We start from the raw sequence: 25706 nt of genomic DNA on the forward strand, positions 1-25706 counted from the left end.
CATTCGGCTGTTGACCCTCTGCTTTAAATACTGGTTATTAGCATGTAGCATTTACCTTTTTATTTTTTTGATCATGTCCGATAACAATACCAAGCTCCTTATCGTTTTAGGAGCGCCAAACTCACCTGAGGGACTTTTAAGCTCCATTGCCATCAGCCGCCTGGATACTTGTTTTGCTGTTTACCAGCAGGAAGCGTCTTACATTCTCCTTACCGGTGGTTATGGTCCTCATTTTAATACCACAGATAAACCTCACGCCTGGTACGCCCGGCAATACCTCAAAGGCAAAGGGATTCCCTCCCATAAAATGCTCGACAGCGTTGAAAGCCGGAATACCCTTGAAGATGCCACCCTTTCCAAACCACTGATTACCATCCTGCAACCCGCTCTTGTTACCATCATCACTTCTGACTTCCATCTGCAGCGCGCAGGTCTTATTTTCTGCGATGTCTACCAGCACACCGTGCCTTTACGTTTCATCGCCGCGCCCAGCTATACGCTGCGCCTGGAAGAGTTACAGGCTTTGATGAAACATGAAGCAAAAGCAATACAACATCTCAGATAGGCTTCTTTCCAGACCTCTTGTACCCGGTACAGTTCTAGCATGATGCTTGTACTGCTGCTGGCATGACAAGCACACAAACACCGCTGTATCAGCCTGATATTAGTGAGGTGGTCAGCCAGCTGAGATCAGATCCCGAAAAGGGCCTTAGCTCCGAAGATGCCGCCAAAAGGCTGGAAGAACATGGCAGGAACGAAATAGCGTCCACCCGCCGCATCTCTCCCTGGCTCATCTTCCTGCACCAGTTTAAAAGTGCGGTAGTATACCTGTTGCTGGTAGCCGCAGCGCTGTCTGCTTTCTTTAAGGAATGGCCTGACGCGATCGCCATCCTGTTGGTCATCATCATTAATGCTGCAATCGGCTTTATCATGGAATACCAGGCCGAGAATTCCATGCAGGCCTTGCGGCAGATGACCAAATTGAACGCACGCGTGATCCGCAACGGAAAGGTGAGCGAAATACCCGTGGAAGAGATCGTGCCCGGCGATCTCCTGTTCCTGGAAGCCGGCGATGTAGTACCAGCAGATGCGCGCATCGTCAAAGCCACCCAGCTGCAGGTAAATGAGTCTGCCCTCACCGGTGAATCAGTTCCTGTAGAAAAGAATCCACAGGCCATCAAATCCGAAACGCCCCTGGCGGAGCGCAGCAATATGCTGTACAAGGGCACTTTTATCAGCAACGGTAATGCCCGCGCGCTCTGTACGGCTACCGGTATGGAAACGGAGCTGGGGAATATCGCCTCCATGGTACAAGGCGCATCCACCACCGCTACGCCCCTGGAGAAAAAACTGGAAGGCTTCAGCCGCCGCCTCATGGGCATTACCGTTGTCATTGTGCTCGTGATCTTCCTGGCCGGAGTGCTCAACAAAGTGAACATCTTACAAATGCTGTCCACTTCCATTGCCCTGGCAGTGGCAGCTATTCCTGAAGGCCTGCCCATCGTTGCTACCCTCGCGCTCGCCCGCGGTATGATGCGCATGGCCAGGCAGCAGGTGATCGTCAAACGCCTGTCGGCAGTGGAAACCCTGGGTGCGACAACGGTGATCTGTACTGATAAAACGGGTACCCTCACAGAGAATAGCCTGGAGGTAGCCGCCCTGGTAATGCCGCCGGACCATACGCTCGAAAAGGACAGCAAGAGTGAAAAATTGGCCGACAGCATTCCTGATGATGTAAGATCCGGTAAGAATTATCAACACCTGCTGGAAGTAGCCGTCCTATGCAACAATGCCTCCCTGGAGAAAAAGGACGGCAATTGGAAAGAAACCGGCGACCCGCTGGAAGTAAGCCTGCTTAAATTTGCATCGGGAACAGACCTCGACCCGCAGGAATACCGCGAAAAATATCCCAGGGAAAAAGAAGCGCCGTTCAATTCGGAAACAAAGGTGATGGGCACCCTGCATAAAAAAGACAAAGGCTACTTTGTGGCCGCCAAAGGCGCGGCAGAGGCCCTGCTGGAATATTGTACCCACATCCTGGATAATGGGGAGATAAAAGCCCTGGAGGACAAAGATAAGCAGCACTGGTTGCAGCGTACGGAAGAGCTGGCCGGTAAAGGGCTCAAGGCGCTGTCTTTCGGCATGAAAGAACAGGACCAGGTAACAGACGAATTCATGCAGGAATTTATCTTCCTGGGCCTTATAGGCTTCCTGGATCCGCCCCGCAGCGATGTGAAACAGGTCATAGCAGAATGCAAGGGCGCCAGTATCAAGGTAACCATGCTCACCGGAGACCACCCTGCCACTGCACAGAACATCGCCGCACAGCTGGGTATCAGTGATAACGGCGACACCCAGGTTATTAACGGCCGGGAAATGAAGCAATATGAAGCGCTCTCAGAAGAAGAAAAGGAACGCTGGATCAACGCAGCTGTTTTCGCCCGCGTAGATCCCCGCCAGAAGCTGGACCTTGTTAGCGTGCTGCAGGAAAAGGGCCACATCGTGGCCATGACGGGCGACGGTGTAAATGATGCACCCGCACTTAAGAAGTCTGATATAGGCATCGCTATGGGCATACGGGGCACACAGGTATCGCAGGAAGTAGCCGATATGGTATTGAAAGATGACGCCTTCACCTCCATCGTAAACGCTGTAGAACAGGGACGTGTCATCTTTGAGAACATTCGCAATTTTATCACCTTCCTGCTGTCCTGTAATCTCAGTGAACTGCTGGTGATCGGCCTCGCCGCAGCATTTAACCTGCCCTTCCAGCTGGTCGCATTGCAGATCCTGTTCATTAACCTCATCACAGATGTGTTGCCGGCCCTCGCATTGGGTGTAACCGAAGGCGATGTTGATGTAATGAAAAGACCGCCCAATGATCCCGCCCAGCCCATTGTCAACCGCAGGCGATGGGTAGCTATCTGGACTTACAGCGCCGTTATAGCGGCGTCCGCTTTGGGCGCAGCCCTCACGGGTATGGATGCTGAAAGCCCGGAAGATGCCAACAATATCCTGTTTTTCACACTGATCTTTTCCCAGCTGCTGCATGTGCTGAGTATGTCGCCTGCCAGTGAGCCGTTATTCAATAACGAGATCTTCCGGAATAAATTTGTTTGGATCGCGTTGGGTGTCAGCGCCGGTATCTCTGTGCTGGTATTCTTTATACCGGTATTGTCAGATGTGCTGCATATACGTAATATGAAGGGGGAAGACTGGTATTTCGTAGCGGCTTTCAGTTTTGCCAGCATGGTGCTTATCCAGGTGCTGAAACGCCTGAAATTGATCATCTGATCCTGGCGGATTGAAATAAAAAAGGTCCCGGGATCACCGGAACCTTTTAATTAGGTATTTAAAAGAAGCTTAATCTATGCGTCTAACATTAACAGCATTCATACCTTTTCTGCCTTCCTGCAGCTCAAATTCAACTCTGTCGTCAGCCTGGATCTCGTGAACGAGCCCGTTTACATGTACAAAAGTCTCTTTGTTGGATTCATCATGTTTAATGAAGCCAAAGCCTTTTGTCTCGTTAAAGAACTTCACGGTTCCTTGAAATTTTGTGTTCATTTGTAAAAAATTAAATAAAGTAAGACCTGCAAGATAGGCTTAACATGCCAATAAACCAAATCTTAATCTTCTTTAGCGCCTTTCTCCCCTGTAAACCAGTGTTCCTTGTCCCTGAACAGCACGTTAAATGTGGTCAGCGATCCATAGATCCTGGTGATATATTGCTGCAGGTTGATCTTTTCTTCATCATTCAGCACCTTGTGTGCATTGATCTGTTGTTCCAGCACACGCAGGCGGTCGCGCACCATCACGATCTTGTGAAAGAATACATCCAATGGTACTTCCTTCGGTTTCAGCGCAGGATCAGAAGGCTTTAGAATCAGCGTGCCCTTCATCCAACGCTCGCCCATAGGCACCACTTCCGTGATATTGCCCCACAGGCGCAGGATCTTCAGTAAAGAAGTTTCTACCTGCGATACGGTTTCCACCTCCACACTTTTGTGTTCAGCATGCAATACCTCGAACAAGGGATCATCCTTATCGATTTCTGCAATACCGCTGTTCATGAAGGTAACAAGGTACTGGGCATATTTAACGCCGATAATAACGCCGGGGCCATAGCGGGAATGTTGTACACGGGACCCCACGCCTGCAATTAATTCGTCTTCCATACGGTTTTCATTTTATGAGGCAATATAATAATTTACTATTTTAACGGTATGCGCACATTTGCCGATCACGTGATCCAATTTAATAAGCATCTGCACTTCGAAGGCACGCTGCCTCCGGGTATCCGCATCATGAACCCCTTCAGGGAACAGCCTCATATTATGGACGTCATACAGCAGTTCTACAAAAAGTTCTACGATGATACCGCGGGCCGTCAGCTCATCATGGGCATCAATCCCGGCCGCTTAGGCTCCGGCGCTACAGGCGTTCCTTTCAGCGATACCAAGCGCCTGGCCGAGGAATGCGGCATTGAGATCAAAGGCTTCAAAACACACGAGCCCTCTTCTGTTTTCGTGTACGATGTGATCCATGCCTATGGAGGAGTAAAAGCTTTCTACAGCGATTTTTATATCAGCTCTGTTTGTCCGCTGGGATTCACGGCCGACAGTGCCAATGGTAAGGTGGTGAACTATAATTATTATGACAGCAAGGCGCTTACCGAGGCAGTATACGGGCTGATCGTAAGCAGCATCCGTAAACAGCTGGAGTTCGGCATCAGCAGAAAGGTGTGCTATTGCATGGGTACAGGCAAGAATGTGGCGTTCCTGCAGGGGCTTAATGAACGGGAGCATTTCTTCAGGCAGATCATCCCTTTGGAGCATCCCAGGTTTGTAATGCAGTATAAGCTAAAGACCAAGCAGGCGTATGTAGATAAGTACCTGGAGGCGTTTGCCGCCAATAGATCATGATCATTCTTCAGAAGCCGCTTCGGGGATGTTCTCGGGCTTATGCCCCAGCATCCGCCGCAGCTCATTTGCCATTTCATAAATGCTGTCGTTTTCAGAGAGCTCGATCGCACCGGAATTAATGAGGAAATCCTGCATCTTCTTGCGGCCGTTCACGCATACAACCGTAATGGTTCCATCATCCAATGCATAGATAAACCGGCACTTTCTTATTCCGTGCACTAACGGGGAAATCTGGTAATGGGTGATCAAGAATTCCATAGCAAATTGTTTGGGTCAGGAAATTAACAGGAATAAGGGAGATAAATCGTTAACCCGATGTAAATGCCAAAAATTCCTGGCCGCTATGGCGAGCGCACCAGCAGACTTTAAAATAGTGTCAATAAGCGCGGAAAGCAAAGGTGCAATTGCATGGCTTTCATGCCCCTGGGCGTTTTACTTGCATTAGTCTGGGCAAAGCTCTATTTTAGTCGCGCTCAAAACAGCCTGGCAGACAGCATATGAGTTTATTAAAAGTATCAGCGATCAGCAAACAGCAAGACGGGGCCTTTATACTAAAGGATATTAGCTTTGAACAACAGCGTTTTCAGCACATCGCTATTGCAGGAGAAACGGGCTCTGGTAAAAGTACCCTGCTGAAAGTGGTTAGCGGACTGGCCCAGCCAGACAGCGGACAAGTGCTTTTCGAAGGACAAAAGGTAAAAGGCCCCTTGCAGGTGCTCATCCCTGGCCATCCCGGCGTAGCTTATCTTTCGCAGTATTTCGAGCTGCGCCATAATTATTGGGTAGAAGAGATCCTCTCCTATGCCAATATGCTCACTGATGAGGAAGCACAGAACATCTATAAGATCTGCCAGATCGATCACCTGTTCCGGCGCCGGACAGACCAGCTTTCAGGCGGCGAGAAACAGCGGATCGCACTGGCCCGCCTGCTTACCACCGCTCCCCGGCTCTTATTACTGGATGAGCCCTTCTCCAACCTCGACATGATCCACAAGCAAACGCTGAAGGCAGTGATCAACGATATCAGCGAAAAACTGGAGATCACCTGCATGCTCATCTCCCACGATCCGCAAGACATCCTCTCCTGGGCAGACACTGTCTTTCTCATGAGGAACGGCGAGATCATCCAGCAAGGCCCACCAGAGGAAGTATACAACCGGCCGGTAAACGAATATGCCGCCGGCCTGCTGGGCAAATATAATCTCATCCCCTCTGCCGGTGATGGTAAATCCCTCTTTATCCGTCCTGAACATTTTATCATCAACGGCAATGCTCCCGGCGCCTTCAGCGGCCAGGTGCAGTCTGTCACTTTCTGGGGCAGCTATTATGATATTGAAGTGCAGCCCGCCAAAAAAGACAGGATCACGGTAAGACAGCTGTCCACCAACCTGAAGAAAGGTGATACCGTAAATGTTTCCGTGCTGCCCGAGCACATTTGGTACCTATAGCAAGATCCGGGTTTCCCTGCTGACAGGCCTCTTGTAATTTTGTGGTACTAAAGAAGACATATGAAGAGTATCATGGAACGCCTGCAGGAAAAAGACTGGAGCCAGGTAACGGAACACATGCACCGGCAGGGCTACGCCGTCATCAATAACGTACTTACTAAAAAAGAATGCGAAGAGCTGGTCCATTCCTATCATGACCATCAGCTGTACCGCAAAACCATCTCCATGGAGCGCTATCGTTTCGGCGCCGGGGAGTACAAATATTTCAGGTATCCCCTGCCTTCACTGATCAATGATATCCGCCAGACCGTCTACCCGCACATAGCGCCCACTGCCAACAAATGGATGGAAGTGCTGAGCATCGATCAACGTTTTCCTGCCACGCACGAAGCGCTCAAAGAACTTTGCCACGATCATAACCAGGTGCATCCCACCGTGCTGATCCTGCAATATGGTGAAGGCGGCTTCAACACCCTTCACCAGGATCTTTACGGTGATATCTATTTTCCCATGCAGCTGGTCTTATTCCTCAGCGAGCCCGGTGACGACTATACGGGCGGCGAATTTGTACTGACAGAGCAGATCCCCCGGGCGCAATCCAAAGCGATCGTGCTGCAGCCACGCCGTGGCGATATGCTGCTGTTCACCACAAATTTCCGTCCTGCAAAAGGCGCCAAGGGCTATTACCGCGTAAACATGAAACACGGGGTAAGCCCTGTCCATACCGGGCATCGCCATACCCTCGGCATTATTTTTCACGATGCATTAAGCTGATGATACGTCATACTGAACTGGATACTGATCCTCTCCTCCGCCAACGTAAGCTCCATTCGTTTATTCGCCTCAAACGTATCACGCTCGGCGGCCATAGCAAACTGAAGATCTATGGCCTCCTTTCCTGCAGCTCCGGTAAGCAGATGAAACCAGAGAACCGTGTTTTCTTCGAAACCGAAACAGATGCCATACAAGCCGGCTATCGTCCTTGTGGCCACTGTATGCCGGATGCTTACCATCAATGGAAAGCACACTTGTGGCCCCCTGTAACCAGGCTATGACCGGAATCGGACATGCCCCATCCAAAATCGGACATATATCGTTATTTTAGTAACTGTTTAACACTGGCCGGTAGCCTGGTAATATCAGGCACATTAGTAGTGTACCAGCAATACTTTTGGATCATTATGCTTAAGAACTACTTTAAAATAGCCTGGAGAAATCTCCTGCGGAACAAAGTTACCGGCATCATCAACATCCTCGGCCTGGCCCTCGGTATCAGCGCCTGCCTGGTGATCTACCTGGTGGTTCATTTTGAGTTGAGCTATGAGAAAGACTTTCCCGGCCATGAGCGCATCTATCGCATAGTATGGGAGGAAGGATCCATTCCCGACCCCGCCCCCGCCGCCCTGCAGAACGAAGTGGCCGGCATGGAGACAATAGCCGTCTTTCATAACTACGAAGCTAAAGTAGCCATCCCCGGTAGTAAAGGCATTGAGAAACGCTTCGACTATCCCCAGTGGGGCAAAGAACGCTCAGACATCGTCATCGCCACACCACAATACTTCTCCGTTTTTAACTACCAGTGGCTGATAGGTAATCCCGCTTCCTCGCTCAACACGCCCTTTTCCGTGGTGCTGACCGAAAGCAAAGCGTATAAATATTTTGGTAAGCAGCCCCTGGAAAAGCTCATTGGCCGCACCGTTATTTATAATGATTCCCTGACCCTAACGGTAACGGGCATTGTAAAAGATCCCGCCAGGAATACTATCCTCGGTTTCGGGGATTTTATTTCCTTTAGCACCGCCAGCCACGGCCAGAGCTTTCTCCGGAATGAATTCCATTTTGACCACTGGAATGAGGCCAGCATAGGGTCTCAGGCTTTTGTTAAGCTGTCGCCCAATATAAGCGCCGCTCAGATTAATACCAGCCTGGCTGCTTTTGCCAGCCGCCATCTGTCGAAAGAGGCGCAAAGCAAAGGCGCCTTCAAACTCCAACCCTTTACAGACATTCATTTTAATACCAGTTACCCGGATGTATACTCCAGTAAAGTACATCTGCCCGCCCTGTACGCCCTGATGCTGATTGCCGGTTTTATCCTGCTCATTGCCGTGGTTAATTTCATCAACCTGTCTACCGCTCAATCTGTTGAAAGGGCACGGGAGATGGGCATCCGCAAGGTGCTGGGCAGCAACCGCGGTCGCCTGGTGCTGCAGTTCCTTTGCGAAACCTTTATGCTTACCCTGCTGGCTGTAATAATATCGCTGATCTGCCTGCATCCTTTGCTCACGGCTTTCAGGTCTTTTTTGCCGGGAGATCTGCGGGCTGGCATCTTCCAGCCGGCTACCGCTGTGTTCCTGCTGCTGATCACGATCCTTACCGCCTTGTTGTCCGGGCTTTATCCCGCGAAGGTATTATCAGCTTATCTTCCCGCCCTCAGCCTGAAAGGGAAGTCGGGCCAGCATAGCCGCCAAAGCGGATACCTGCGCAAAGGATTGGTGGTATTCCAGTTCACTGTTTCTTTGGTATTCATCATTGCCGCATTGGTCATCGGCAACCAGGTGCGCTATATGCTGCATAAAGATATGGGCTTTGCCCGCGAAGCCATCGTTACCGTCGATAAAAAGGACCGCGCTCCCCGTAACCGGCACGAGGCGCTGGCAGCCAGGATCCGCGAGCTTCCCGGCGTAGAAAGGGTCAGCCTGAGCGATGGTACGCCTGCTGCAGTAGATCACTTCCATTTACCGCTCTCCTATAAGGACAGGCACGTAGCTTGTCAGCCGGTATGGACAGACACCGCCTATGTGCCGCTTTACCAGCTACAACTCAAAGCCGGCCGTAACCTGCAGGCTTCGGATACCGCGCGTGAATTACTGATCAATGAAACGGCAGCAAAAGCGCTGGGATTCGCATCTCCCGAAGCAGCCATTGGCCAGTCACTGCAAACCTTTAAGGTGGATGCTACCGGCCCGCATACGGCGTCTTACCCGGTAGTGGGCGTACTGGCAGACTTCCACCTCGAATCATTACATCGTCCTATCACCCCTGCCTTCTTCAGCACCAGTAAAGACTTTTCCTGGTGCATCAACATCCGCCTGCGCCCCGGCAATCAAACGGCCACGCTGGCTAAGATCGGGCAGCTCTGGACCTCCGTATACCCGGACGAAGTATTTCACTATGAGTTCTTCGACGCTACGGTTGCCTCCTTCTACGAGAGCGAGCAACGCACATCCGGCCTGGCCAATATCGCCATGATCATCGCCATCTTTATTTCCTGCATGGGCCTTTTCGGTCTCGCAGCATTCACAGCCCGCCAGCGCATCAAAGAGATCGGCATCCGGAAGGTGCTCGGCGCCAGCGTGGGCAGTATTGTGATCATGCTGAATAAAGATTTTATTATACTGGTGCTGATCGCCCTTCTCACTGCCACACCTATTGCCTGGTACCTGCTGCATAGATGGCTGGAAAACTTTGCCTATGCCATTCACATTAGTTGGGCTACTTTCCTCTTAGCCGGTACTATAGCCATCGTAATCGCACTGGCCACCGTTAGTCACCTGGCTATCCGCGCAGCACTTACTAACCCGGTTAAAAGCCTGCGCACAGAATAACCATAGTATCTGTTGCTAATAGCTAACTGCAACGGCAAAAAAGGGGCGCCCAGAAGAGCACCCCCTTTTCGCTATCTACACAGGGTTATGGTTTTTCCACAACCATACAGATGACAGACATGGGTGGCAAGGCTACCCGGATGCCTGATGTTGTACTGGCCGTGTAAGCCTTTAAAGTGGTATAATCAGCCGGTCCGCCCGCTGCGCCCGAAGGCCCGCTGCCATTCACCAGCACCTTCCGCGAAAAGCTGGCGCTGCCATCTCCTCCCGTTAATACATACCAGTAGAACCGCTTACCGGGATTGAAATTCTTAAACGCCAGCTGTACATTACGGGCGGTCGTACCTTTGTTCACCAGTGTTACGCCTACCTGTCCCGACGTGAACGTTGAGGCATATGCGTTAATATTCACATTGCTGTCAGACACGCTTGCATTTACATAACGGTCGCCCAGGAACTTACTGAAGAAATACAGATAATAGAACGCAGGCCTGGGCGCCCATCTCGCCTCTCCCGAAGCAGCTTCACCCTGGCTGAATAGGCCGTGGTCATTGCCATTCTCCCAGGAATTGGCCAGGTCCCAGCGGCTGGCCATCCCAAACTTGTTCTTCATCAGCTCTCCCAATACCATCACCGCATGCATGCCCGCTACATGAGATACCATCTGCTGTGATCCCACCGCAAAGATGTTCCACTCCGTGAGCGCAATGGGCTTCATCGTAACGCCCGCTGCAGCTGTGGATGCTGTCACATAATCAGCAATGCTCTTGGTTACCGTACCTGCAGACGCAAGGATCTCCGGCGGATTGGAATTGGTATTGTAAGGCGTGTAATAACTGTGCACGATAAAATAATCCGCCACGCTGCCTGCCTGTTTTAACACACCATTGTTCCATTCCTTATCAGTAGGCGTGGCCCAGGAAGCCGGTTCATGCTCCAGCAGCTGCGCACCAATGTAGATGGTCTTACCGATCTCGCTGGCGGCCTTACGCATGGAGTCTGCAAACACCCGTACATGACGTCCGTACAGGTCGCCGGTAACGATCATCGGCTGGCCATCCTTGTTCTGCGAAACATCAATGCGGTAGCCTGATTGCCAGGTGCCGTTGCTCTCATTGCCGATCTCCCAGTAACGGGTACGTCCTTTATCATAGCGCACCCATTCGGCGGCAAGATGTGCAGCAGCTGCTACCGGGTTAGCGCCCGTACCATACCTGGCATAGCCGTAGTTCACCGTGATGATACCTTCATTACCGGTTTGCTGCAGCATGCTGTAATAGTTATCCAGCGACAGTGTCCAGCCGGCCGTATTACCGCCCCACCAGTAACCGGGATCCATATTGTTCCCGTTAGCGTCCTGGAGCTGTGCGGGTGCGTCCGCGGGCGGATGGCCGGGTGCAGCATTCCAGAAATACACGCTGCTCAGGTTACCGCCGGGAAAGCGGATAATGCCCGGGTGCAGGTTGGTGATATGGCCCAGCAAAGCGGATTCCGTTACCATCTGGCTCATATACAGGTTACTGTTATTGCCAAACAGCGCCGGGGATATTTTGGTCACTACCGTCGACGCATCTACGGTTACCGTGTAAGCGGATGAAGCAGGCGCCGCTGCCTCAGTGGCGGCAGGCGCCGTAAATGTCTTCTCCTTCCATCCTTCAAGGAAAAAGCCAATGCTGGCAGCCGTCTGCGGGTCTGCAGGTTTTGTTACCACAGTGCCCGTTGTATCTTTTCCGCTATCGTCTTCCGAATACTGTTCCGGCTTCTTTTTGCTGCAAGCTGTTGCGAGCGCTAACGCCATGCATAACAACCCAACGCCTGTTATTTTTTTCATTGACCACTGTTTTGTGTGCTATCTTATTTTAACGATCCTGAAATTATCGTACGCTGTGTTATGCACGTCTACCGGCTTGTCCTCTGTGATATAGCGATAGGTAAAGGCTACCACGCCATTGGGTTTTAACAGGTCGCCCATGGTCACGGCGGCGGCGCCGGTACCTTCCTTCCCGCTATCTGCTTTTTTGAAAGCAGACAGGTTGATAGTTACCGTCCGCCATTTATCTTCTGTATCAAACACACCTCCTGTAACACTGGCCCATGGCATGTAACGGTAAGCGTAATTATCGCCCAAGCGCAGCAGGTTGATGCCTGCTGTCCAGGGTTCCTTGGTATTCATCTCGAATTTCAATGCGTAGTCAGACGCCTGTTTGGTCATAATACTGGCATCGAAAATGGTGCTCACATCCGTAAAGTTGCCGGAACGGTTACCATCCCACCATGCTGGATTATTGGCGCCTACGCCACCGAAGATATTCTGCAGGTACGCACCCCTGGTCCCCGGAAACAGGCCGGCGTCATTGGTTCTGTTGGCGCCCCACCAGGCCCAGTTAAATACAGATTGTTCGCCGGCTTCCCCGTTTGTGAGGTTACTGATCACATCCCCGCTCTGGTGATCGTTTAATGGCCCATCAGATTTAGCCGTACCATATTTGGCGTATATCGTAAGCCTGCCCGTATCAGTGCCGAGGTCTGGCATAATCAATCCTACCCTGGTGCCGGCTACATCGGAATTGAAACTGGTCACTTCCCTGCCACCCGGAAAAACAATCTTGTCTATCAACCACAGGCTGCTGCCCCAGATGATCAGCGAATCTCCCGGCAATGCGTTCTCATTGGAGATAACGCTGATCGAGGGCGGAGGAATGGTCAATACAAATTGGTAAGACGTTTCACCATGCGTGGTCACGATACGGATGTTGTTAGGCACATTCGGATCTGTTCCTTCCGTTGGTGCATTACCTGGTATAGTGACGATCAGGTGTGTATTGGTATTATAAGTCGGGTTGAAGTAAGCAGCCTGGCCGTTAAAGTAAATATTAACGATCCCGCCCAGGTTAGTACCTGTGATCAGTATCAGGGTACCTGGCAGTGTTTCCTTAAAAGTGCTGTCTTGTTTCGCAGGATCCAGCAGGCTTACACTGCTCACAACCGGCGGTGCAGATACTTCATCCTTCTTACAGAAGGCGAAGAGCAGGCAGCACATAAGGGCGATCAGAATATGTTTAGTCATAACGTTTTCATTTTTAAATTAGAACTGGTAAGGTACCGGCGGTTTACGGAGATTAGGCGCTGCCGTTAGTTCCGCAGCCGGGTAAGGCAGGTAGAAATTGCTTTCTGTTACGGGATAGAATGCCGGCGTGTCGGATGTTACCGTCCACGAAGTAGCATTGGTAGCCGCATTTGGTACGATACGGTAGGTGCCTTTGTCTACCATGTTTAATACCTGCAGCGCCTTGGTAGGATTGTAATAATGCAGGCGCACAATATCATACCAGGCCTGTCCTTCCATTGCCAGTTCCAGCCTTCTTTCATAGAAAAGATCGTCTGCGCTGATGCTGGTCTTAGCATCCAGCCCCGCCCTGGTGCGCACTGCGTTGAAGTATTTCAGCGCTTCTGCATTGGTAGTGGTGGCCGCATTGCCCATCAGCGCTTCTGCGTACAGCAGGTATACGTCTGCCAGGCGCAGCATATAGGTATTGATCTCTGTATGCTGCTGTGTTACTTTTCCGTCATTGTCTTCCGGTCGGCCTACAACATATTTCTTTACCCAGGCGCGGGTATTATACCGTTCAGTACCTACAAAATTCCAGGGCACCTGCAGTTCCTGTATGATCTTCTTACCGGGATTATTCGGATCATCTACTGCCTGGTGGATATAGGAATAGTGATCACCAGGGAACATGAATGTGCCCTTACGGCGTTTATCATTGGGCGAATACCGTTTCAGCATTTCGTAAGAAGCGCCCAGGTCGCCGCCCCAGCCATCGCCAAAGCCGGTTATCTCAGAACCATAGGCCAGGAAAGCCTGCACGCTGTTTTGTGTGCCCCAGTCGCCATCATACTTCCACTGCAATGCAAACAGGCTCTCTGAATTATTATTGTTCTTCATCAGGAACAGGTCCTCATAATTGCTCATCAGCGTAGCCCCGCTGTTGCTGATCACGTCCTTGGCAAACCATGCCGCACTGTCCAGGTCTGTTTGTTTGCGGGTGCCGCTGCCACCTACACCGGCGCGGGTGAGGTACATCTTGGCCAGCATACCTTCGGCAGACCACTTGGTGAGACGGCCTTTCTGCAAAGGCGTAGCAGGCAGGTTGTTCGCAGCAAACCGCAGATCGCGGATAATAAACTCCCATACAGACTCCACGGTGTTCCTCGTAATAGAAGTATCCGTCAACAGCACGTTGTTGTCAACGATGATCGGCACCGGGCCCCAGTTCTGCACCAGGTAAGCATAGGCCGTTCCTCTCATAAAGCGTCCTTCTGCAATCGCTGCCTGCTTGATATTATCCGGTACAGAAGCTGCCGTGTATTTGGTGATGTTGCTGATGGCCATGTTCGACTGCGCCACTACGTTAAAGAACGCCGTCCAGGAGCTATATACTTCCGGTGTTACATCCGTTGTTTGCATGCGGATGTTCTCCACCTGGTAAGAGCCCGACATCAAAATACCTGCCCTGCCATCGCCAATACCATGCGATGCTTTATCATTATAAGCAAACCATACAATGTTGTACAGTGGCGCTGTTCCAGCCAGTACCTGGTCTGTAGACTGGTAAAAGTTGGCGTCCACGATCGCATCTTCCGGTGGCCTGTTGAGGAAATCTTTGCTGCAGCTGCTCAGCATCCCGCAGAATGCCAGCGCCGCCAGATATATCTTAGAATGAAGCTTCTTCATAATGTGTACTTTTTGTGTTTAGAAATCAACTGCTGCGCCGGCGGTATACAGCCTGGTTAAAGGATAACGGCCTGCATCCACGCCAATGAACTGGCTGTTCAGCTGTACCTCTTTACCCAGGTAGGCGCCTACTTCAGGATCATACCCTTTATACTTGGTGAAAGTGTGCAGGTTCTGAACACCTATGCTGAGACGGATGGCTTTCACCACATTCTGACGGCTGATCAGCGAACGAGGGATATTATAACCCAGCTGAACGTTCTTGATCCGGATATAAGAACCGTCTTCCACAAACAGGTTGGTGAAGCGGTTGCCGTTGCCATTAACATCCGTACCTACTATCCTGGGTACGGTAGTGCCCGGGTTCTGCAGGCTGGCATTGCCGCTCGCATCTCTACTTACGCGTGCATAGTTGAAGGTTTCCTGCAGCAGGTTCCTTCCCAGGTTGATGTTATTGGGATTGGTGTTCTCGAAACGCAGGTAGTTGTAGATGTCATTACCCTGCGCGCCGGTTACCAGTATGCTCAGGTCAAAGCCTTTGTAAGAGAAACTATTGGTAAAACCAAAAGTGAGCTTAGGCCAGGGATTACCGATAAAGGTCTGGTCCCTTGAGTCGATAACACCATCGCCGTTCAGGTCCTTGTACTTGATATCACCTACCCATACGCCGCCGTTTTCCTGTACCGGGAGGCGGGTGCCGTCTGACTGTGTAGGGATAGCGCTTTTGTTGATCTCATCTTCAGATTGGAAGACGCCTTCAGCGATATACCCATAGAACTGCCACGGCGCCTCACCTACAACGGAACGCTCGGCAAAGTTGTTCATGTACCAGGCCGTCTTCGACAGAAATGCTGCATCAGAATAGAACTTCGTGATCTTTGTTTTGAAAGAGGAAATATTGAAATTGGACTTCCAGGTAAACCCTGCCTTGTTATTGATATTCACCGTATTCAGCGTAATGCCGAAACCCTTGTTCTGTAAAGCGCCTATGTTCACGATCGGCGGATTGATAGCCCCTTCGCCCTGTGTGCCCATGTATGCAGGCAGCGGGTTAGGCATCAGCAGGTTATCGGTTTTCTTTACGTAGAAATCGCCTTCCAGCTGGATCCTGTCACTCAGTATGCCCAGGTTAAAACCGATGTTCCTGGTTTCAGTAGATTCCCATTTGATCCCTGCGTTGCCATACTGCCCGGTGCGAAAACCTGCGCCCCAGGGCGTGGTAACGGCATTTAACGCGGCATATTGTGCGCCGCTACTGCCGGTGTTACCGGTGGTGCCGTATTCTGCACGGATCTTCAGGTCACTGATAAAGCCAATGTCTTTCATGAACGGCTCCTGTGAAATTCTCCACGCTGCTGACACGGAAGGGAAGTAGCCCCATTTGTTCTCCGGTCCGAAATTGCTTGATCCATCGGCCCTTCCGGCCAGCTGCAGGATGTACTTGTTGTCATAGGTATAGTTGATACGACCCAGGTAAGATTCCAGCGCTCCGGAGCCTTTAAAGCTGCCGGTGGTCTGTCCCTCTGCGTCCCCCAAATTCAGTGATTGAATATCGTTGCTGGCAAATCCTGTTCTCTGAGCAGAGAAGCCCTGGTAGTTCCAGGCCTGTGCTTCGTGGCTCACCATTACGCCTATACTGTGTTTGCCTATTTCTGTATTATATTGTAACAGTTCGTTCAGGTTCCAGTAAAAATTCCTGGAATTGCTGATGGCCAGGCTGGCTTTTTCATTGGTGATATATCCCAGCGTGTAAGTAGGTATAAATTTGCTGCCGTCGCCATACTCAAAATTGCCGTTAAAGCTGGTACGGAAGGTCAGTCCTTTTATGATAGACACTTCAGCGTTTACGCCACCCAGGCCGCCGGTACGTTTAAAGTTGTTGGTCACCAGGTTGGCGATAGCCACTGGGTTCAAAGGCGCATACTTGGCATTGCCGCCGTATTCATTGGTAGTAGCGCCGCCCCAGCTGCCGTCCGGGTTCTTTACCGGGATGTTCGGCGCCAGGTTGATGGCATTCCTGATCACATCTTCACTGGTAGACGCCAGTTTTTCTTTTGTCTGGTAGAAGTTGAGGGATGTGCTCAGCTTCAGCCATTTGAAGGCCTGGTTGTCCAGGTTGAGGCGGAAGGAGTAGCGGTTGAAATTGGAGCCAACAGCCACACCGTCCTGCTTGAAATACTCGCCGGACATATAATAAGTGGTGTTGGGCGATCCGCCGCTGACCGTTACCTGGTGTTTCTGCAAGGGTGATTGTTTAAACAGCGAATGTTGCCAGTTGGTGCCGTCGCCTAATACGGCCGGGTTCTGAAATTCCGGTGTAGGCGTGCGGTTCAGCAGCGCTGCGATCTCGTTGTTCATTTCCGCGAACTGGCGCAGGTTCATGGTGGGCAGCTCGTCGGGCCTGTCCTGCAGCGAGTACAGGTAGTTATAACCCAGTTTGATCTGGCCTGCCTTACCTCTTCTCGTGGTCACGAGAATTACGCCGTTGGTGGCGCGGGAACCATATACCGCGGTGGCGGAAGGCCCCTGCAGGATCTCGTAAGACTCAATGTCCGCCGGGTTGATGCCCGCCAAGGGGTTGCTGGAGCTGGTGGCGCCATAGGAAACCGTAGAGGGCTGCATCTGTACGCCGTCTATTACATAGAGCGGTTCATTGGTGCCGCTTAAGGTGTTCACCCCGCGGATGTTCACCGAGATGCCGCCGCCTGGCTGGCCGGAGTTTTGTGTCACATACACACCGGCAGCCCTTCCTTGCAAGGCCTGGTCGATAGTGGTGTTCACGGTGCGGTTAATATCCGCAGAACTGATAGAAACCTGGGCGCTGCTCTGGTCTGTTTTCTTCATCTTACCATAGCCTACCACTACCACATCATTTAACTGGCGGAGGTCTTCATCGAGGACGATGTTGATCGTTCCGGAAGCGCCAGCCTTGACTTCTCTGGGTGAGAATCCCAGGGAAGTGACCCTGATGATCTGGCCTGGTTCGGCGGAGATGGTGAAATTGCCGTTTTCATCGGAAGCGACGGCCTGCTTTGTCCCTTTAATAATAATAGCCGCACCCGGTATAGGTCTTCCGGAACCCTGTACGGTAACCGTCCCGGAAATTTTTCGCCCTCCGCCCCCTGCGGAAGGGTTTTGTGCCTGTGCAGGCATAGCGAATGCCCAAACAGCGATCAGCACCCACATTAGCAGGTATGATCTCCCTGTGTAATTGGCTTTTTGCATAGCGTGGAGATTGAGTTTTAATAAAAAATGAGCGATCTGATAGATTTCGGTTTACTTGTTCACTGTGTTATTTCATAAGTGGACGGGTTCCCCCCTAACGACCAGATAAAAGTATCCTTAGTCGTTGATAATCACGGTACCGCTATGTTTATTCCTTTGGGTTAAAATGTTGCAGTGGGGGTATGGGATGTTACTTTTAAGGTAGGTTTTGGTTACAAGATGGTTTGAGGTTTGAAGTTGGAGGTTTGAGGTTCGTTGGGAAGTTGGGAGGTTCAGCGTGATGGTTGGCCTTGATTATGAGACTTTTTAGAGAAATACCTTATCTTTAAAAAACTGTTAACCTCTTTGAGATGGCTACCATTTACAGATTTGAAGAATTAAAGATTTGGCAGGACGCCAGAAGATTGGCAAAAATAGTTTTTGAAGTCACCAAAGATTCCCCGTTTTATGATGATTTTCGATTTCGTGACCAGATTAGGGCTGCCTCTGGCTCTGTAATGGACAATATCGCTGAAGGCTTTGAACGCTCAAGTAAATTGGAATTTGTAAATTTCCTAAGTATAGCCAAAGGCTCATCCGGTGAAACCCGCTCCCAACTACACCGGGCCTTAGATCAAAATTATATAAGCACCACTACCGGCCTCGAATTAATCAAGGAATACGAAACACTTGCCAGCAAGATTAGTACCTTCATAAGCTACCTTAATCAAACTCCAACCAAAGGCCAGAAATTCAAGCATAGGATTTGATTTTACCCCTGAACCTCCCAACTTCCCAACGAACCTCAAACCTCAAACTTCAAACTTCAAACCTTCCGCATCGCACTCGCATACGCCGACGGCAGCATCTTATACGCTATCTTAAAATACTTCGCAAAATATTTCGGATTATTAAACCCTACCTCATACGCTACTTCCGTCACATTCATCTCCGTTTGCGCCAGCAGCTGCGCTGCCCTTCGCAATCTCACGGTTCTGATAAACTCCACCGGTGTTTGCCCCGTTATAGAAAAGATCCTCCGGTATACAGACACCCTGTTCATACACAGCTCCCTGCTCAATTCCTCCACAGAGAAATCCGCGTTAGACAACTGCTTCTCCACTATCTCCAGGGCCCTTTGCAAAAACTTCTCATCGGCTGAGACAGACTGTCCGCTGCCTGCTGTCGCCTGCCCCACTACCAGCTTCACCGGCGCTTGTCTGTTCAATATATTCCTCACTCTCGACAACATGATCTCAAAATTGAAGGGCTTCACCATATAATCCACCGCCCCTGCTTCCAATCCCTGCAGCTGCTCCTGCTCCCCTGCCATGGCGGTTAATAATATAACAGGGATATGTTTGGTACGGTTATCATGCTTAATCTTCCGGCAAAGCTCCATCCCGTCCATCTGCGGCATATTAATATCACTCACCACCAGGTCAGGATGCGCCGACAACGCCTTCTGCCATCCCGTCTTACCATCCGGCGCCTCTATGATCTCATAGAACGCTTTCAGGTTCTCTTTCAGGTAAAAGCGGAAATCGTCATTATCTTCTACCAATAAAATGGTCTGCTCCTTTCTTTCTGCCTTGTCCGGCAGCGCAGACGTAAGCGGCAAAGCTGCTTCCCGAGGGGTATCAAATGTTGCATGCTCCGCTTCCGGCGGGGCTTCCGACAGTTCAAACGGCAATGTTACCGTAAAACAGCTACCCTTATCCTCCTCGCTTTCCACTGTCATCGTCCCGTTGGCGAGCTTCACAAATTCCTTGGTAATGGCCAGTCCTATACCGCTGCCCTGGTTTACCAGGCTGGTATGCACATCGCTCTGGAAGAAACGCTCAAAGATCTTCTCCTGCCGTTCTTTCGGGATGCCGATGCCCGTATCCTCCACTTTTATTTCCATCCAGGCCTTGTCGCCCGATGTTGTTACCTGTACGTTCACCGTAATAGCCCCATCCTGGGGGGTAAATTTGAACGCATTGGACAGGAGGTTGAACAGGATGCGTTCCAGTTTATCGTGGTCAAAATAGGTGTATAAATGCTCGCAATCCGATTGATAAGAGAGGGATACCTGTTTGCGCTCTGCCAGGTCGTTGAAAGACTGGACCGCCTCTTTTACAAAAACAGCTACATCGCCCCGGGTGAGATCCGGCTTCAGCTCTTTCATTTCCATCTTCCGGAAGTCCATCAGCTGGTTCACGAGGTTCAGCAACCTTTTGGCATTGGTGCGCACCAGCTTCAGCTTCTGTTTATGATCTGCTTCCTTGATATTTCTCAGCAGCTCTTCCAGCGGCGCCAGTATCAGGGACACCGGCGTTCTGAATTCATGGCTTACATTGGTGAGCAGCTTGATCTTCATCATATCCAGCTCATGCAGACGCTGTGCCTCCATCCTTTCCTGCTGCAGGGCAAAGCGCATGTGTGCGCGCCGGATCACCATCTTCCGGGAGAAGAACAGCAGCAGGAAGATCAGCACTGTATAAATGATATAAGCCAGGGGCGTTTTCCAGAAAGGTGGCAGGATCCTGATCTGCAGGGAAATACCTTTTTCATTCCACACGCCGTCCTCATTGGCTGATTTCAAACGCAGGGTATAATCACCCGGCGGCACATTGGTATAGGTCACGCGTCTCGACTTCCCATCCGTTGTCTGCCAGTCTTTATTAAAACCGTCCAGCATGTACGCATAGCGGTTTTTGTCTGCATTGACGAAGCTCAGTGCCGCAAAGTCGATAGAAAAATCATTTTCATAATGCCGCAGCGTGATCTCCTGGATCTCAGGCAATGCGGCAGGCAGGATCACATGATTATGCAGCTTTTCATTTACGCCGATGGTTTTATTGAACAATTGCAAACTGGTAAAGACAACCGGCGGCGCCTCCTTATGCTGCTGTATATCTTCCAGCCGGAAGATGTTGAAACCATCTGCTCCTCCGAATACCAGTTCGCCCGTGCGCAGCTTCGCAGCAGCATTGATGTTGAAGGCCCTGCCCTGCAGCCCGTCCTCTTCGTCAAAGTTTCTGCAGTGGATGCTGATCCCTTCCTTTGTTTGCTGAACGGTGATCTTACTGAGGCCGTTCGTAGTGCTTACCCACAGGTGATGCGCATCATCTTCCAGGATACACATAATGTTGTTGTCAGGCAATCCATCGATCATGCGGAACGTACGGAAGCGTTGTGTCTGCGGATCAAACACGCTGAGGCCATCCCTGGTGCCTGCCCACATATTACCGTTCACGTCCTGCAAGAGGGAACTTACATTGTCGTTGCCCAGCTGGTGAGTGGCGGCCAGGTAATGTACAAATATGCCTTTGGCTTTATCCAGCACATCGATGCCATAAGCGGTGCCCACCCACAGGTTGCCGTCCCTGTCTTCCGCCATGGCGGAAACGAAATTGCTGTGAACAGAATTCGGCAGGTTCACCTGGTTATGATAGAAGATATTGTTGCTGGGATCAAAGCGGTCCAGCCCCCCGCCAAGGGTGCCTACCCAGAAATTGTTCCGCTGGTCGCGGTATATTTTCCAGACGGTCTTACTGGCAAGGCTGTTGGGATTCTTGTCATCATGACGGTAATGCGTGATCTTCCCGTTGCTGAAGAAATCCATCCCTCCAAAATAATAGCCTATCCAGAGGTTTTCGTGATGGTCCATATACAGGGTCAGCACCACATTGCTGCTGATGCTGTTATCATCCGCAGGATTATGCTGGTAACGGGTAAATTGGCCGCTGCCGCGGTCAAAATAGATCAGCCCTCCCCCGTTGGTGCCGATCCACAGGTTGCCCTTTTTATCCTCTATAAAGCAGTTGACATCATTATAAGGCAGGCTGTTGTTATCCGCATGTTTATGTCGGTACAGGCCAAATTTCTTGGTATTCTCTGCAAAGTAGCTCACGCCTCTTTTATAGGTACCGCACCAGATAATGCCCAGCGTATCCTTGAACATGGCGTAGATCGCGTTTTCTGCCACGCTGCTGGCATCTTCCTCCCGGTTCATGAGGAAGCGCGAGCTGAAATCTGCTTTATTGATCACATTGATGCCGCCATGATCGGTGCCTATCCACATCAGTCCCTGGTTATCCTGTACAATGCTGTTCACGATATCATTATTCAGGACTTTATTTTTGCTGGATAATTTTTTTGCGGCGCCTGTAGGCGGACTGTAATACACCAGGCCAAAATCGGTGCCCGGCATATAGATCCAGAGATCCTCCTGCGCGTCTGCAAACAGGCGTAGCGTCAAAGGTTCTTTATCTATAAACTCGGTAGCCACATCTGTGGCCGAAACGATCCTTCCGCTGCGGGTATCCAGGATCTCCAGGTAGCCATCCAGGTACAATACGCCCAACCGGTCGTTCCCTATCGGGGAGATGTCTGCCAGCCGTACGCCTTTATGTGATAACACTATTTTCCGTGCCGGACGGCCCCCCTCCACCTTGTACAAGCCGGAGTCCGGGTAGATTACCCACCAGCTTTGACCTGTCTGCCGGATACAGATCACGCCAAAAGTGGGCAGCTTACTTTGCCGCAGCCATACCGCTGCATCAGTAAACTGCTCCTTCACCGGGTCGTAAAGATTATCCCCGTTACGCGTTTTAATGTATATGCGGTGATCCGGCGCCGGGTAGATGCCGTCAATGTAATCATCGTTCAGCGACAAAGAATCCCCCTGGCTGTGCCGGAAGATCTTGAATCCATAGCCGTCATAGCGGTTCAGCCCACTCATGGTGCCAAACCACATGAAGCCCCTTGCATCCTTGTAAATAGCGTTGATCTGGTTGTTGGAAAGCCCGTTATTAATGTTCAGCGAAAAAAACTCATAAGACGGCTGTTGTGCATAGGTAACGTGCAGCAATAGAAATAACAGTGGAATCTGTAGGTAGTATCTCTTCAACATGTATTGTTCACTAAATCTACTTAAATATACCATTTTAGACAAATGCGGCAATACCCGTTCTGGATCAAAATTATTTGCAACGGTGTTGCGATAATACTTACCTTTGAAGAAGTCTTCAGTTGTCAGTTGTCAGTGATTAAAGCGACGATTTACTGACAACTGTCAACTGATGACTGATAACCGATACTTAACCAACGACTAGCTTATGACAGACAGCAACAACTTTGACGTGATCATCATCGGCGGCAGCTATGCCGGCCTCTCCGCAGCCATGAGCCTTGGCCGCGCCTTAAGAAACGTACTGATAATAGACAGTGGAAAGCCCTGCAACCGCCAAACGCCGCACTCGCATAATTTCCTTACCCGCGACGGACAAACACCCGCGGAGCTCTCCGCCCTGGCCAGAGCGCAGGTGGCGGAGTACAAAACCGTTACCTTCCGTGAAGGCCTGGCCCTTAAGGGCGCCCGGACAGACACTGGCTTTGGGATCCATACCCAGGGAGGCGGCCGCTTCACAGCAAAGAAACTGGTATTCGCCTCCGGGATCCGCGACATCATGCCGGATATTAAAGGTTTCTCCGAATGCTGGGGCATCACGGCCATCCATTGCCCCTATTGCCATGGTTACGAGGTGAAACAGGAACGCACCGGCATCCTGGCCAATGGCGACGGCGCATTTGAATATGCGAAACTGATCAGCAACTGGACCAAAGACCTGACCGTCTTCACCAACGGCCCTTCCACGCTTAGTGAAGAACAGCTGACAAAGATCCGCAGCCATCACATCAACATTGTTGAAACAGCGATCAGCAGCTTTGAACACGACAAAGGTTACCTGCAGCGCATTATCTTCAAAGACGGGTCTGATTTTCCCCTGAAAGCCGTCTACTCAAGACCGCAGTATGAACAGCATTCCGATATCCCTGCAGCGCTGGGCTGTGAGCTCACAGAACAGGGGCTGCTGAAAATAGACGCTATGCAACGCACTACTGTCCCTGGCGTGTATGCCTGCGGCGATAACGCCAGTGGCATGCGTTCGGTGGCCAATGCTGTTGCAATGGGCTCCTTTGCCGGGGCCGCGCAGAACCGGGAGTTAATAGACGAAGCTTTCTGATGGGGTCCCCATTCTGTCCACAGAACAGGATCGGTTGTTAAAACGTTATAAATAAGGCGGGCCCTGCTCGCCTTTGGTCTGAATATTGAAGGCACAAAAAGACGTTTTAAATCTTTGAGCTATGCATACATTTCAGGTTCCATATTACCAGGGCACCATCAAGGTGACAGAAGATCCGGAAAACCACTTTTCCGTAGAGTTTCCCCCGCGCAAAGTCCAGATCCAGCTGATACAGGATAATGAAGGCGCCAATCACTGGTTTGAGGCCGGACTGGATAAGGAAACCGAAGAATCCTATACAGTAGGTCTGGCCATTGAAAGGTACCTGAATAATAAAAAATAAACCGTAACACTGTCCATACACAGCATGGAAGGCCAAAATGATGATTCAGATCAACAGTTTTGATCCGGGGTTCCCGTAATTTTATTGAAAAGTATTGTTATGGCACTCCAAACGGGTGTTCTCAAATTCACCGGCAGACTGGATAATGTCATTGGCTACCGCAGAAATGGGAAGTATTTCCTTCGTAGCATGCCGGACAAAGTACGACAGACAGCCGCCACGCGCCGCGCTGCCCGTCGCTTCGGCATGGCCAGCCGGAAAGGAAAGCTCATTCGTGCAGCAGTCCGCCCATACCTTAACATGCGGTACGATGGCAGCCTGGTAAACCGCCTTAACAAGCTTTTTATCCAGGCCGGGCCTGACAATCTCCCAAACTTCCAGGGCTTCCACTTCAACCGCCATACGGGCATTGAAAAGCTCTTTGTTGAACAACCTGTATTTACGGTAAACGGTACCCTACATATCCCCGCCCAGGAACTGCTGCCACAAGGCAACAATACCCATGTAGAGCTTCGTCTCATCGCTGCTCGCATCAGCTTCGCTGAAAACCGGGTGATCAGCACCGAGGTATCCTCCGCCATCATCGAACTGAACGAAGATGAGCACTTTAAGGGCATGGCCATGAACGTGCCTGTGGAGGGTGATGGCGCGCTCATGGTGATACTCCAATACCGCGCCTGTAGAGCATGTAATGGCATCCTGTACCCTTCCGGCGACCGCCGTTACATGGCTGCTGATGTGATCAGCATTACCATTCCTGCAGCAGAATTGACATCAACAGCGTTCATTACAAATGCAACACGTAAACGTTTTGTCTTCCGCAGCGCAGGCCCAGTATCTTCGTCTTCCTCATTGCCGGGAAAAGAACAAATGGGTCTGCCTCCTCCATCATAGCGAAGAACCGCGGAGAGCAGTCCCGGGTCTCCTATCCCGTCGTTGCAAACAAACCGCGGAGAGTAGTCCCGGGTCTCCTATCCCGTCATTGCGAGGGCCTGGTAGCCCTGCGTAGAGCCGGCCCGAAGCAATCTTTTCAAGTCATCAATTGCATTCAGAAATTCTCCCTTCCTTTGCCCTGAGCGTCCAGCTCCGGGAAAACCTATATCCGAAATTGCCCATTTCCACCCTATTTCCGCCCCAAGACGATACCTTCCCCTTTCGCCCGGCGCTTAATCCCCAACTTCCCACCTCCAACGAACCTCAAACCTCAAACTTCAAACCTCAAACGTCCCCATTTCATCCCCTGCTGAACTCCCGATCAACTCCACCTCACGTCCACAAAGCCTTGATTTACAGTAGTGTCTTACTGGCCGCTTACCAGCCGTTTGCTCCGGGCACTATCCGGGAGAGTGCTTAGTCATAGCCGCATAAGTGCTTACTCAGTCTAACACCAGCACGTAATGTGTGATTAATATATCCCTCCTCCCTCTGCCAA

At 50.8% G+C, this 25706-nt stretch carries 19 protein-coding genes; 11 read left to right on the forward strand and 8 right to left on the reverse strand.

All coding sequences use genetic code 11. The features are described 5' to 3' along the window. Positions 1–73 precede the first annotated feature (73 nt). Both ACR9Y8_RS01470 and ACR9Y8_RS01475 read left to right on the forward strand, forming a co-directional pair. Positions 74–565 (forward strand): YdcF family protein, encoded by a 492-nt coding sequence (locus ACR9Y8_RS01470; RefSeq protein WP_481211446.1) that lies wholly within the window; start codon positions 74–76, stop codon positions 563–565. A gap of 62 nt (positions 566–627) precedes the next feature. Beyond that, the gene (locus ACR9Y8_RS01475) at positions 628–3294 is read left to right on the forward strand and encodes a cation-translocating P-type ATPase (protein ID WP_481211447.1); all 2667 of its coding nucleotides are present in this window, start codon (positions 628–630) and stop codon (positions 3292–3294) included. Positions 3295–3363: 69 nt separating this feature from the next. On the opposite strand, the gene ACR9Y8_RS01480 is transcribed toward ACR9Y8_RS01475, so the two are convergent. Further along, complete coding sequence (locus ACR9Y8_RS01480; RefSeq protein ID WP_157308595.1) at positions 3364–3567, reverse strand: cold-shock protein; 204 nt, start codon at positions 3565–3567, stop codon at positions 3364–3366. A 62-nt stretch (positions 3568–3629) separates the two neighbouring features. Next, the gene (locus tag ACR9Y8_RS01485) at positions 3630–4178 is read right to left on the reverse strand and encodes a hypothetical protein (protein ID WP_481211448.1); all 549 of its coding nucleotides are present in this window, start codon (positions 4176–4178) and stop codon (positions 3630–3632) included. Between the two features lie 48 nt (positions 4179–4226). Here ACR9Y8_RS01485 and ACR9Y8_RS01490 point away from each other — a divergent pair, with 48 nt between their 5' ends. Then, on the forward strand, positions 4227–4925 hold the full coding sequence (locus tag ACR9Y8_RS01490; RefSeq protein ID WP_481211449.1) for a uracil-DNA glycosylase family protein: 699 nt from the start codon (positions 4227–4229) through the stop codon (positions 4923–4925). On the opposite strand, the gene ACR9Y8_RS01495 is transcribed toward ACR9Y8_RS01490, so the two are convergent. Continuing rightward, on the reverse strand, positions 4926–5183 hold the full coding sequence (locus ACR9Y8_RS01495; protein WP_481211450.1) for a hypothetical protein: 258 nt from the start codon (positions 5181–5183) through the stop codon (positions 4926–4928). It abuts the gene before it with no gap. A 239-nt stretch (positions 5184–5422) separates the two neighbouring features. On the opposite strand from ACR9Y8_RS01495, the gene ACR9Y8_RS01500 reads away from it, so the two are divergent. The 4 genes from ACR9Y8_RS01500 to ACR9Y8_RS01515 all read left to right on the forward strand — a co-directional run bounded on the left by ACR9Y8_RS01500 (position 5423) and on the right by ACR9Y8_RS01515 (position 9978). Further along, positions 5423–6373 carry an ABC transporter ATP-binding protein gene (locus tag ACR9Y8_RS01500; protein WP_481211451.1) on the forward strand — a complete coding sequence of 317 codons (951 nt, stop codon included), beginning with the start codon at positions 5423–5425 and terminating at the stop codon, positions 6371–6373. A gap of 60 nt (positions 6374–6433) precedes the next feature. Then, on the forward strand, positions 6434–7147 hold the full coding sequence (locus ACR9Y8_RS01505) for a 2OG-Fe(II) oxygenase (RefSeq protein ID WP_481211452.1): 714 nt from the start codon (positions 6434–6436) through the stop codon (positions 7145–7147). Continuing rightward, positions 7147–7428 carry an Ada metal-binding domain-containing protein gene (locus ACR9Y8_RS01510; RefSeq protein WP_481211453.1) on the forward strand — a complete coding sequence of 94 codons (282 nt, stop codon included), beginning with the start codon at positions 7147–7149 and terminating at the stop codon, positions 7426–7428. Before ACR9Y8_RS01505 ends, ACR9Y8_RS01510 begins: the two co-directional genes overlap by 1 nt. Before the next feature lie 126 nt (positions 7429–7554). Further along, positions 7555–9978 carry an ABC transporter permease gene (locus ACR9Y8_RS01515; RefSeq protein ID WP_481211454.1) on the forward strand — a complete coding sequence of 808 codons (2424 nt, stop codon included), beginning with the start codon at positions 7555–7557 and terminating at the stop codon, positions 9976–9978. A gap of 85 nt (positions 9979–10063) precedes the next feature. Here the strand turns inward: ACR9Y8_RS01515 and ACR9Y8_RS01520 are convergent, their stop codons facing one another. The 4 genes from ACR9Y8_RS01520 to ACR9Y8_RS01535 are packed head-to-tail and all read right to left on the reverse strand — an operon-like array spanning position 10064 to position 17938. Then, the gene (locus ACR9Y8_RS01520) at positions 10064–11809 is read right to left on the reverse strand and encodes an alpha-L-arabinofuranosidase (RefSeq protein WP_481211455.1); all 1746 of its coding nucleotides are present in this window, start codon (positions 11807–11809) and stop codon (positions 10064–10066) included. Between the two features lie 18 nt (positions 11810–11827). Beyond that, positions 11828–13045: a glycan-binding surface protein gene (locus ACR9Y8_RS01525; protein ID WP_481211456.1), complete on the reverse strand. Its 1218-nt coding sequence runs from the start codon at positions 13043–13045 to the stop codon at positions 11828–11830. Positions 13046–13063: 18 nt separating this feature from the next. Further along, positions 13064–14713 (reverse strand): RagB/SusD family nutrient uptake outer membrane protein, encoded by a 1650-nt coding sequence (locus ACR9Y8_RS01530; protein WP_481211457.1) that lies wholly within the window; start codon positions 14711–14713, stop codon positions 13064–13066. Positions 14714–14731: 18 nt separating this feature from the next. Next, positions 14732–17938, reverse strand: a complete 3207-nt coding sequence (locus ACR9Y8_RS01535) for a SusC/RagA family TonB-linked outer membrane protein (protein ID WP_481211458.1) — start codon at positions 17936–17938, stop codon at positions 14732–14734. Positions 17939–18288: 350 nt separating this feature from the next. On the opposite strand from ACR9Y8_RS01535, the gene ACR9Y8_RS01540 reads away from it, so the two are divergent. Continuing rightward, the gene (locus ACR9Y8_RS01540; protein WP_481211459.1) at positions 18289–18687 is read left to right on the forward strand and encodes a four helix bundle protein; all 399 of its coding nucleotides are present in this window, start codon (positions 18289–18291) and stop codon (positions 18685–18687) included. Between the two features lie 56 nt (positions 18688–18743). Here ACR9Y8_RS01540 and ACR9Y8_RS01545 read toward each other — a convergent pair whose 3' ends face one another. Continuing rightward, positions 18744–22817, reverse strand: coding sequence for a hybrid sensor histidine kinase/response regulator transcription factor (locus ACR9Y8_RS01545; RefSeq protein ID WP_481211460.1), 4074 nt, complete (start codon positions 22815–22817; stop codon positions 18744–18746). Between the two features lie 205 nt (positions 22818–23022). Here ACR9Y8_RS01545 and ACR9Y8_RS01550 point away from each other — a divergent pair, with 205 nt between their 5' ends. The 3 genes from ACR9Y8_RS01550 to ACR9Y8_RS01560 all read left to right on the forward strand — a co-directional run bounded on the left by ACR9Y8_RS01550 (position 23023) and on the right by ACR9Y8_RS01560 (position 25168). Further along, entirely contained in the window at positions 23023–23931 is a 909-nt protein-coding gene (locus ACR9Y8_RS01550; protein ID WP_481211461.1) for an NAD(P)/FAD-dependent oxidoreductase, read from the forward strand. 121 nt (positions 23932–24052) lie between these two features. Next, positions 24053–24274, forward strand: a complete 222-nt coding sequence (locus tag ACR9Y8_RS01555) for a hypothetical protein (protein WP_481211462.1) — start codon at positions 24053–24055, stop codon at positions 24272–24274. Between the two features lie 99 nt (positions 24275–24373). Beyond that, a complete protein-coding gene (locus tag ACR9Y8_RS01560) occupies positions 24374–25168 on the forward strand; it encodes a hypothetical protein (protein ID WP_481211463.1) in 795 nt (264 codons plus the stop codon). The last annotated feature ends 538 nt before the right edge of the window (positions 25169–25706 follow it).

It is taken from the genome of Chitinophaga sp. SVR4-12A, from assembly GCF_056754765.1.

Bases quoted from the DNA above. Each gene is read 5' to 3' on its own strand.
- ACR9Y8_RS01500 (WP_481211451.1), top strand. From the start codon at position 5,423: ATGAGTTTATTAAAAGTATCAGCGATCAGCAAACAGCAAGACGGGGCC.
- ACR9Y8_RS01560 (WP_481211463.1), top strand. From the start codon at position 24,374: ATGGCACTCCAAACGGGTGTTCTCAAATTCACCGGCAGACTGGATAAT.
- ACR9Y8_RS01510 (WP_481211453.1), top strand. From the start codon at position 7,147: ATGATACGTCATACTGAACTGGATACTGATCCTCTCCTCCGCCAACGT.
- ACR9Y8_RS01490 (WP_481211449.1), top strand. From the start codon at position 4,227: ATGCGCACATTTGCCGATCACGTGATCCAATTTAATAAGCATCTGCAC.
- ACR9Y8_RS01485 (WP_481211448.1), bottom strand. From the start codon at position 4,178: ATGGAAGACGAATTAATTGCAGGCGTGGGGTCCCGTGTACAACATTCC.
- ACR9Y8_RS01530 (WP_481211457.1), bottom strand. From the start codon at position 14,713: ATGAAGAAGCTTCATTCTAAGATATATCTGGCGGCGCTGGCATTCTGC.
- ACR9Y8_RS01550 (WP_481211461.1), top strand. From the start codon at position 23,023: ATGACAGACAGCAACAACTTTGACGTGATCATCATCGGCGGCAGCTAT.
- ACR9Y8_RS01540 (WP_481211459.1), top strand. From the start codon at position 18,289: ATGGCTACCATTTACAGATTTGAAGAATTAAAGATTTGGCAGGACGCC.
- ACR9Y8_RS01480 (WP_157308595.1), bottom strand. From the start codon at position 3,567: ATGAACACAAAATTTCAAGGAACCGTGAAGTTCTTTAACGAGACAAAA.
- ACR9Y8_RS01535 (WP_481211458.1), bottom strand. From the start codon at position 17,938: ATGCAAAAAGCCAATTACACAGGGAGATCATACCTGCTAATGTGGGTG.
- ACR9Y8_RS01475 (WP_481211447.1), top strand. From the start codon at position 628: ATGACAAGCACACAAACACCGCTGTATCAGCCTGATATTAGTGAGGTG.
- ACR9Y8_RS01520 (WP_481211455.1), bottom strand. From the start codon at position 11,809: ATGAAAAAAATAACAGGCGTTGGGTTGTTATGCATGGCGTTAGCGCTC.
- ACR9Y8_RS01555 (WP_481211462.1), top strand. From the start codon at position 24,053: ATGCATACATTTCAGGTTCCATATTACCAGGGCACCATCAAGGTGACA.
- ACR9Y8_RS01545 (WP_481211460.1), bottom strand. From the start codon at position 22,817: ATGTTGAAGAGATACTACCTACAGATTCCACTGTTATTTCTATTGCTG.
- ACR9Y8_RS01515 (WP_481211454.1), top strand. From the start codon at position 7,555: ATGCTTAAGAACTACTTTAAAATAGCCTGGAGAAATCTCCTGCGGAAC.
- ACR9Y8_RS01470 (WP_481211446.1), top strand. From the start codon at position 74: ATGTCCGATAACAATACCAAGCTCCTTATCGTTTTAGGAGCGCCAAAC.
- ACR9Y8_RS01525 (WP_481211456.1), bottom strand. From the start codon at position 13,045: ATGACTAAACATATTCTGATCGCCCTTATGTGCTGCCTGCTCTTCGCC.
- ACR9Y8_RS01505 (WP_481211452.1), top strand. From the start codon at position 6,434: ATGAAGAGTATCATGGAACGCCTGCAGGAAAAAGACTGGAGCCAGGTA.
- ACR9Y8_RS01495 (WP_481211450.1), bottom strand. From the start codon at position 5,183: ATGGAATTCTTGATCACCCATTACCAGATTTCCCCGTTAGTGCACGGA.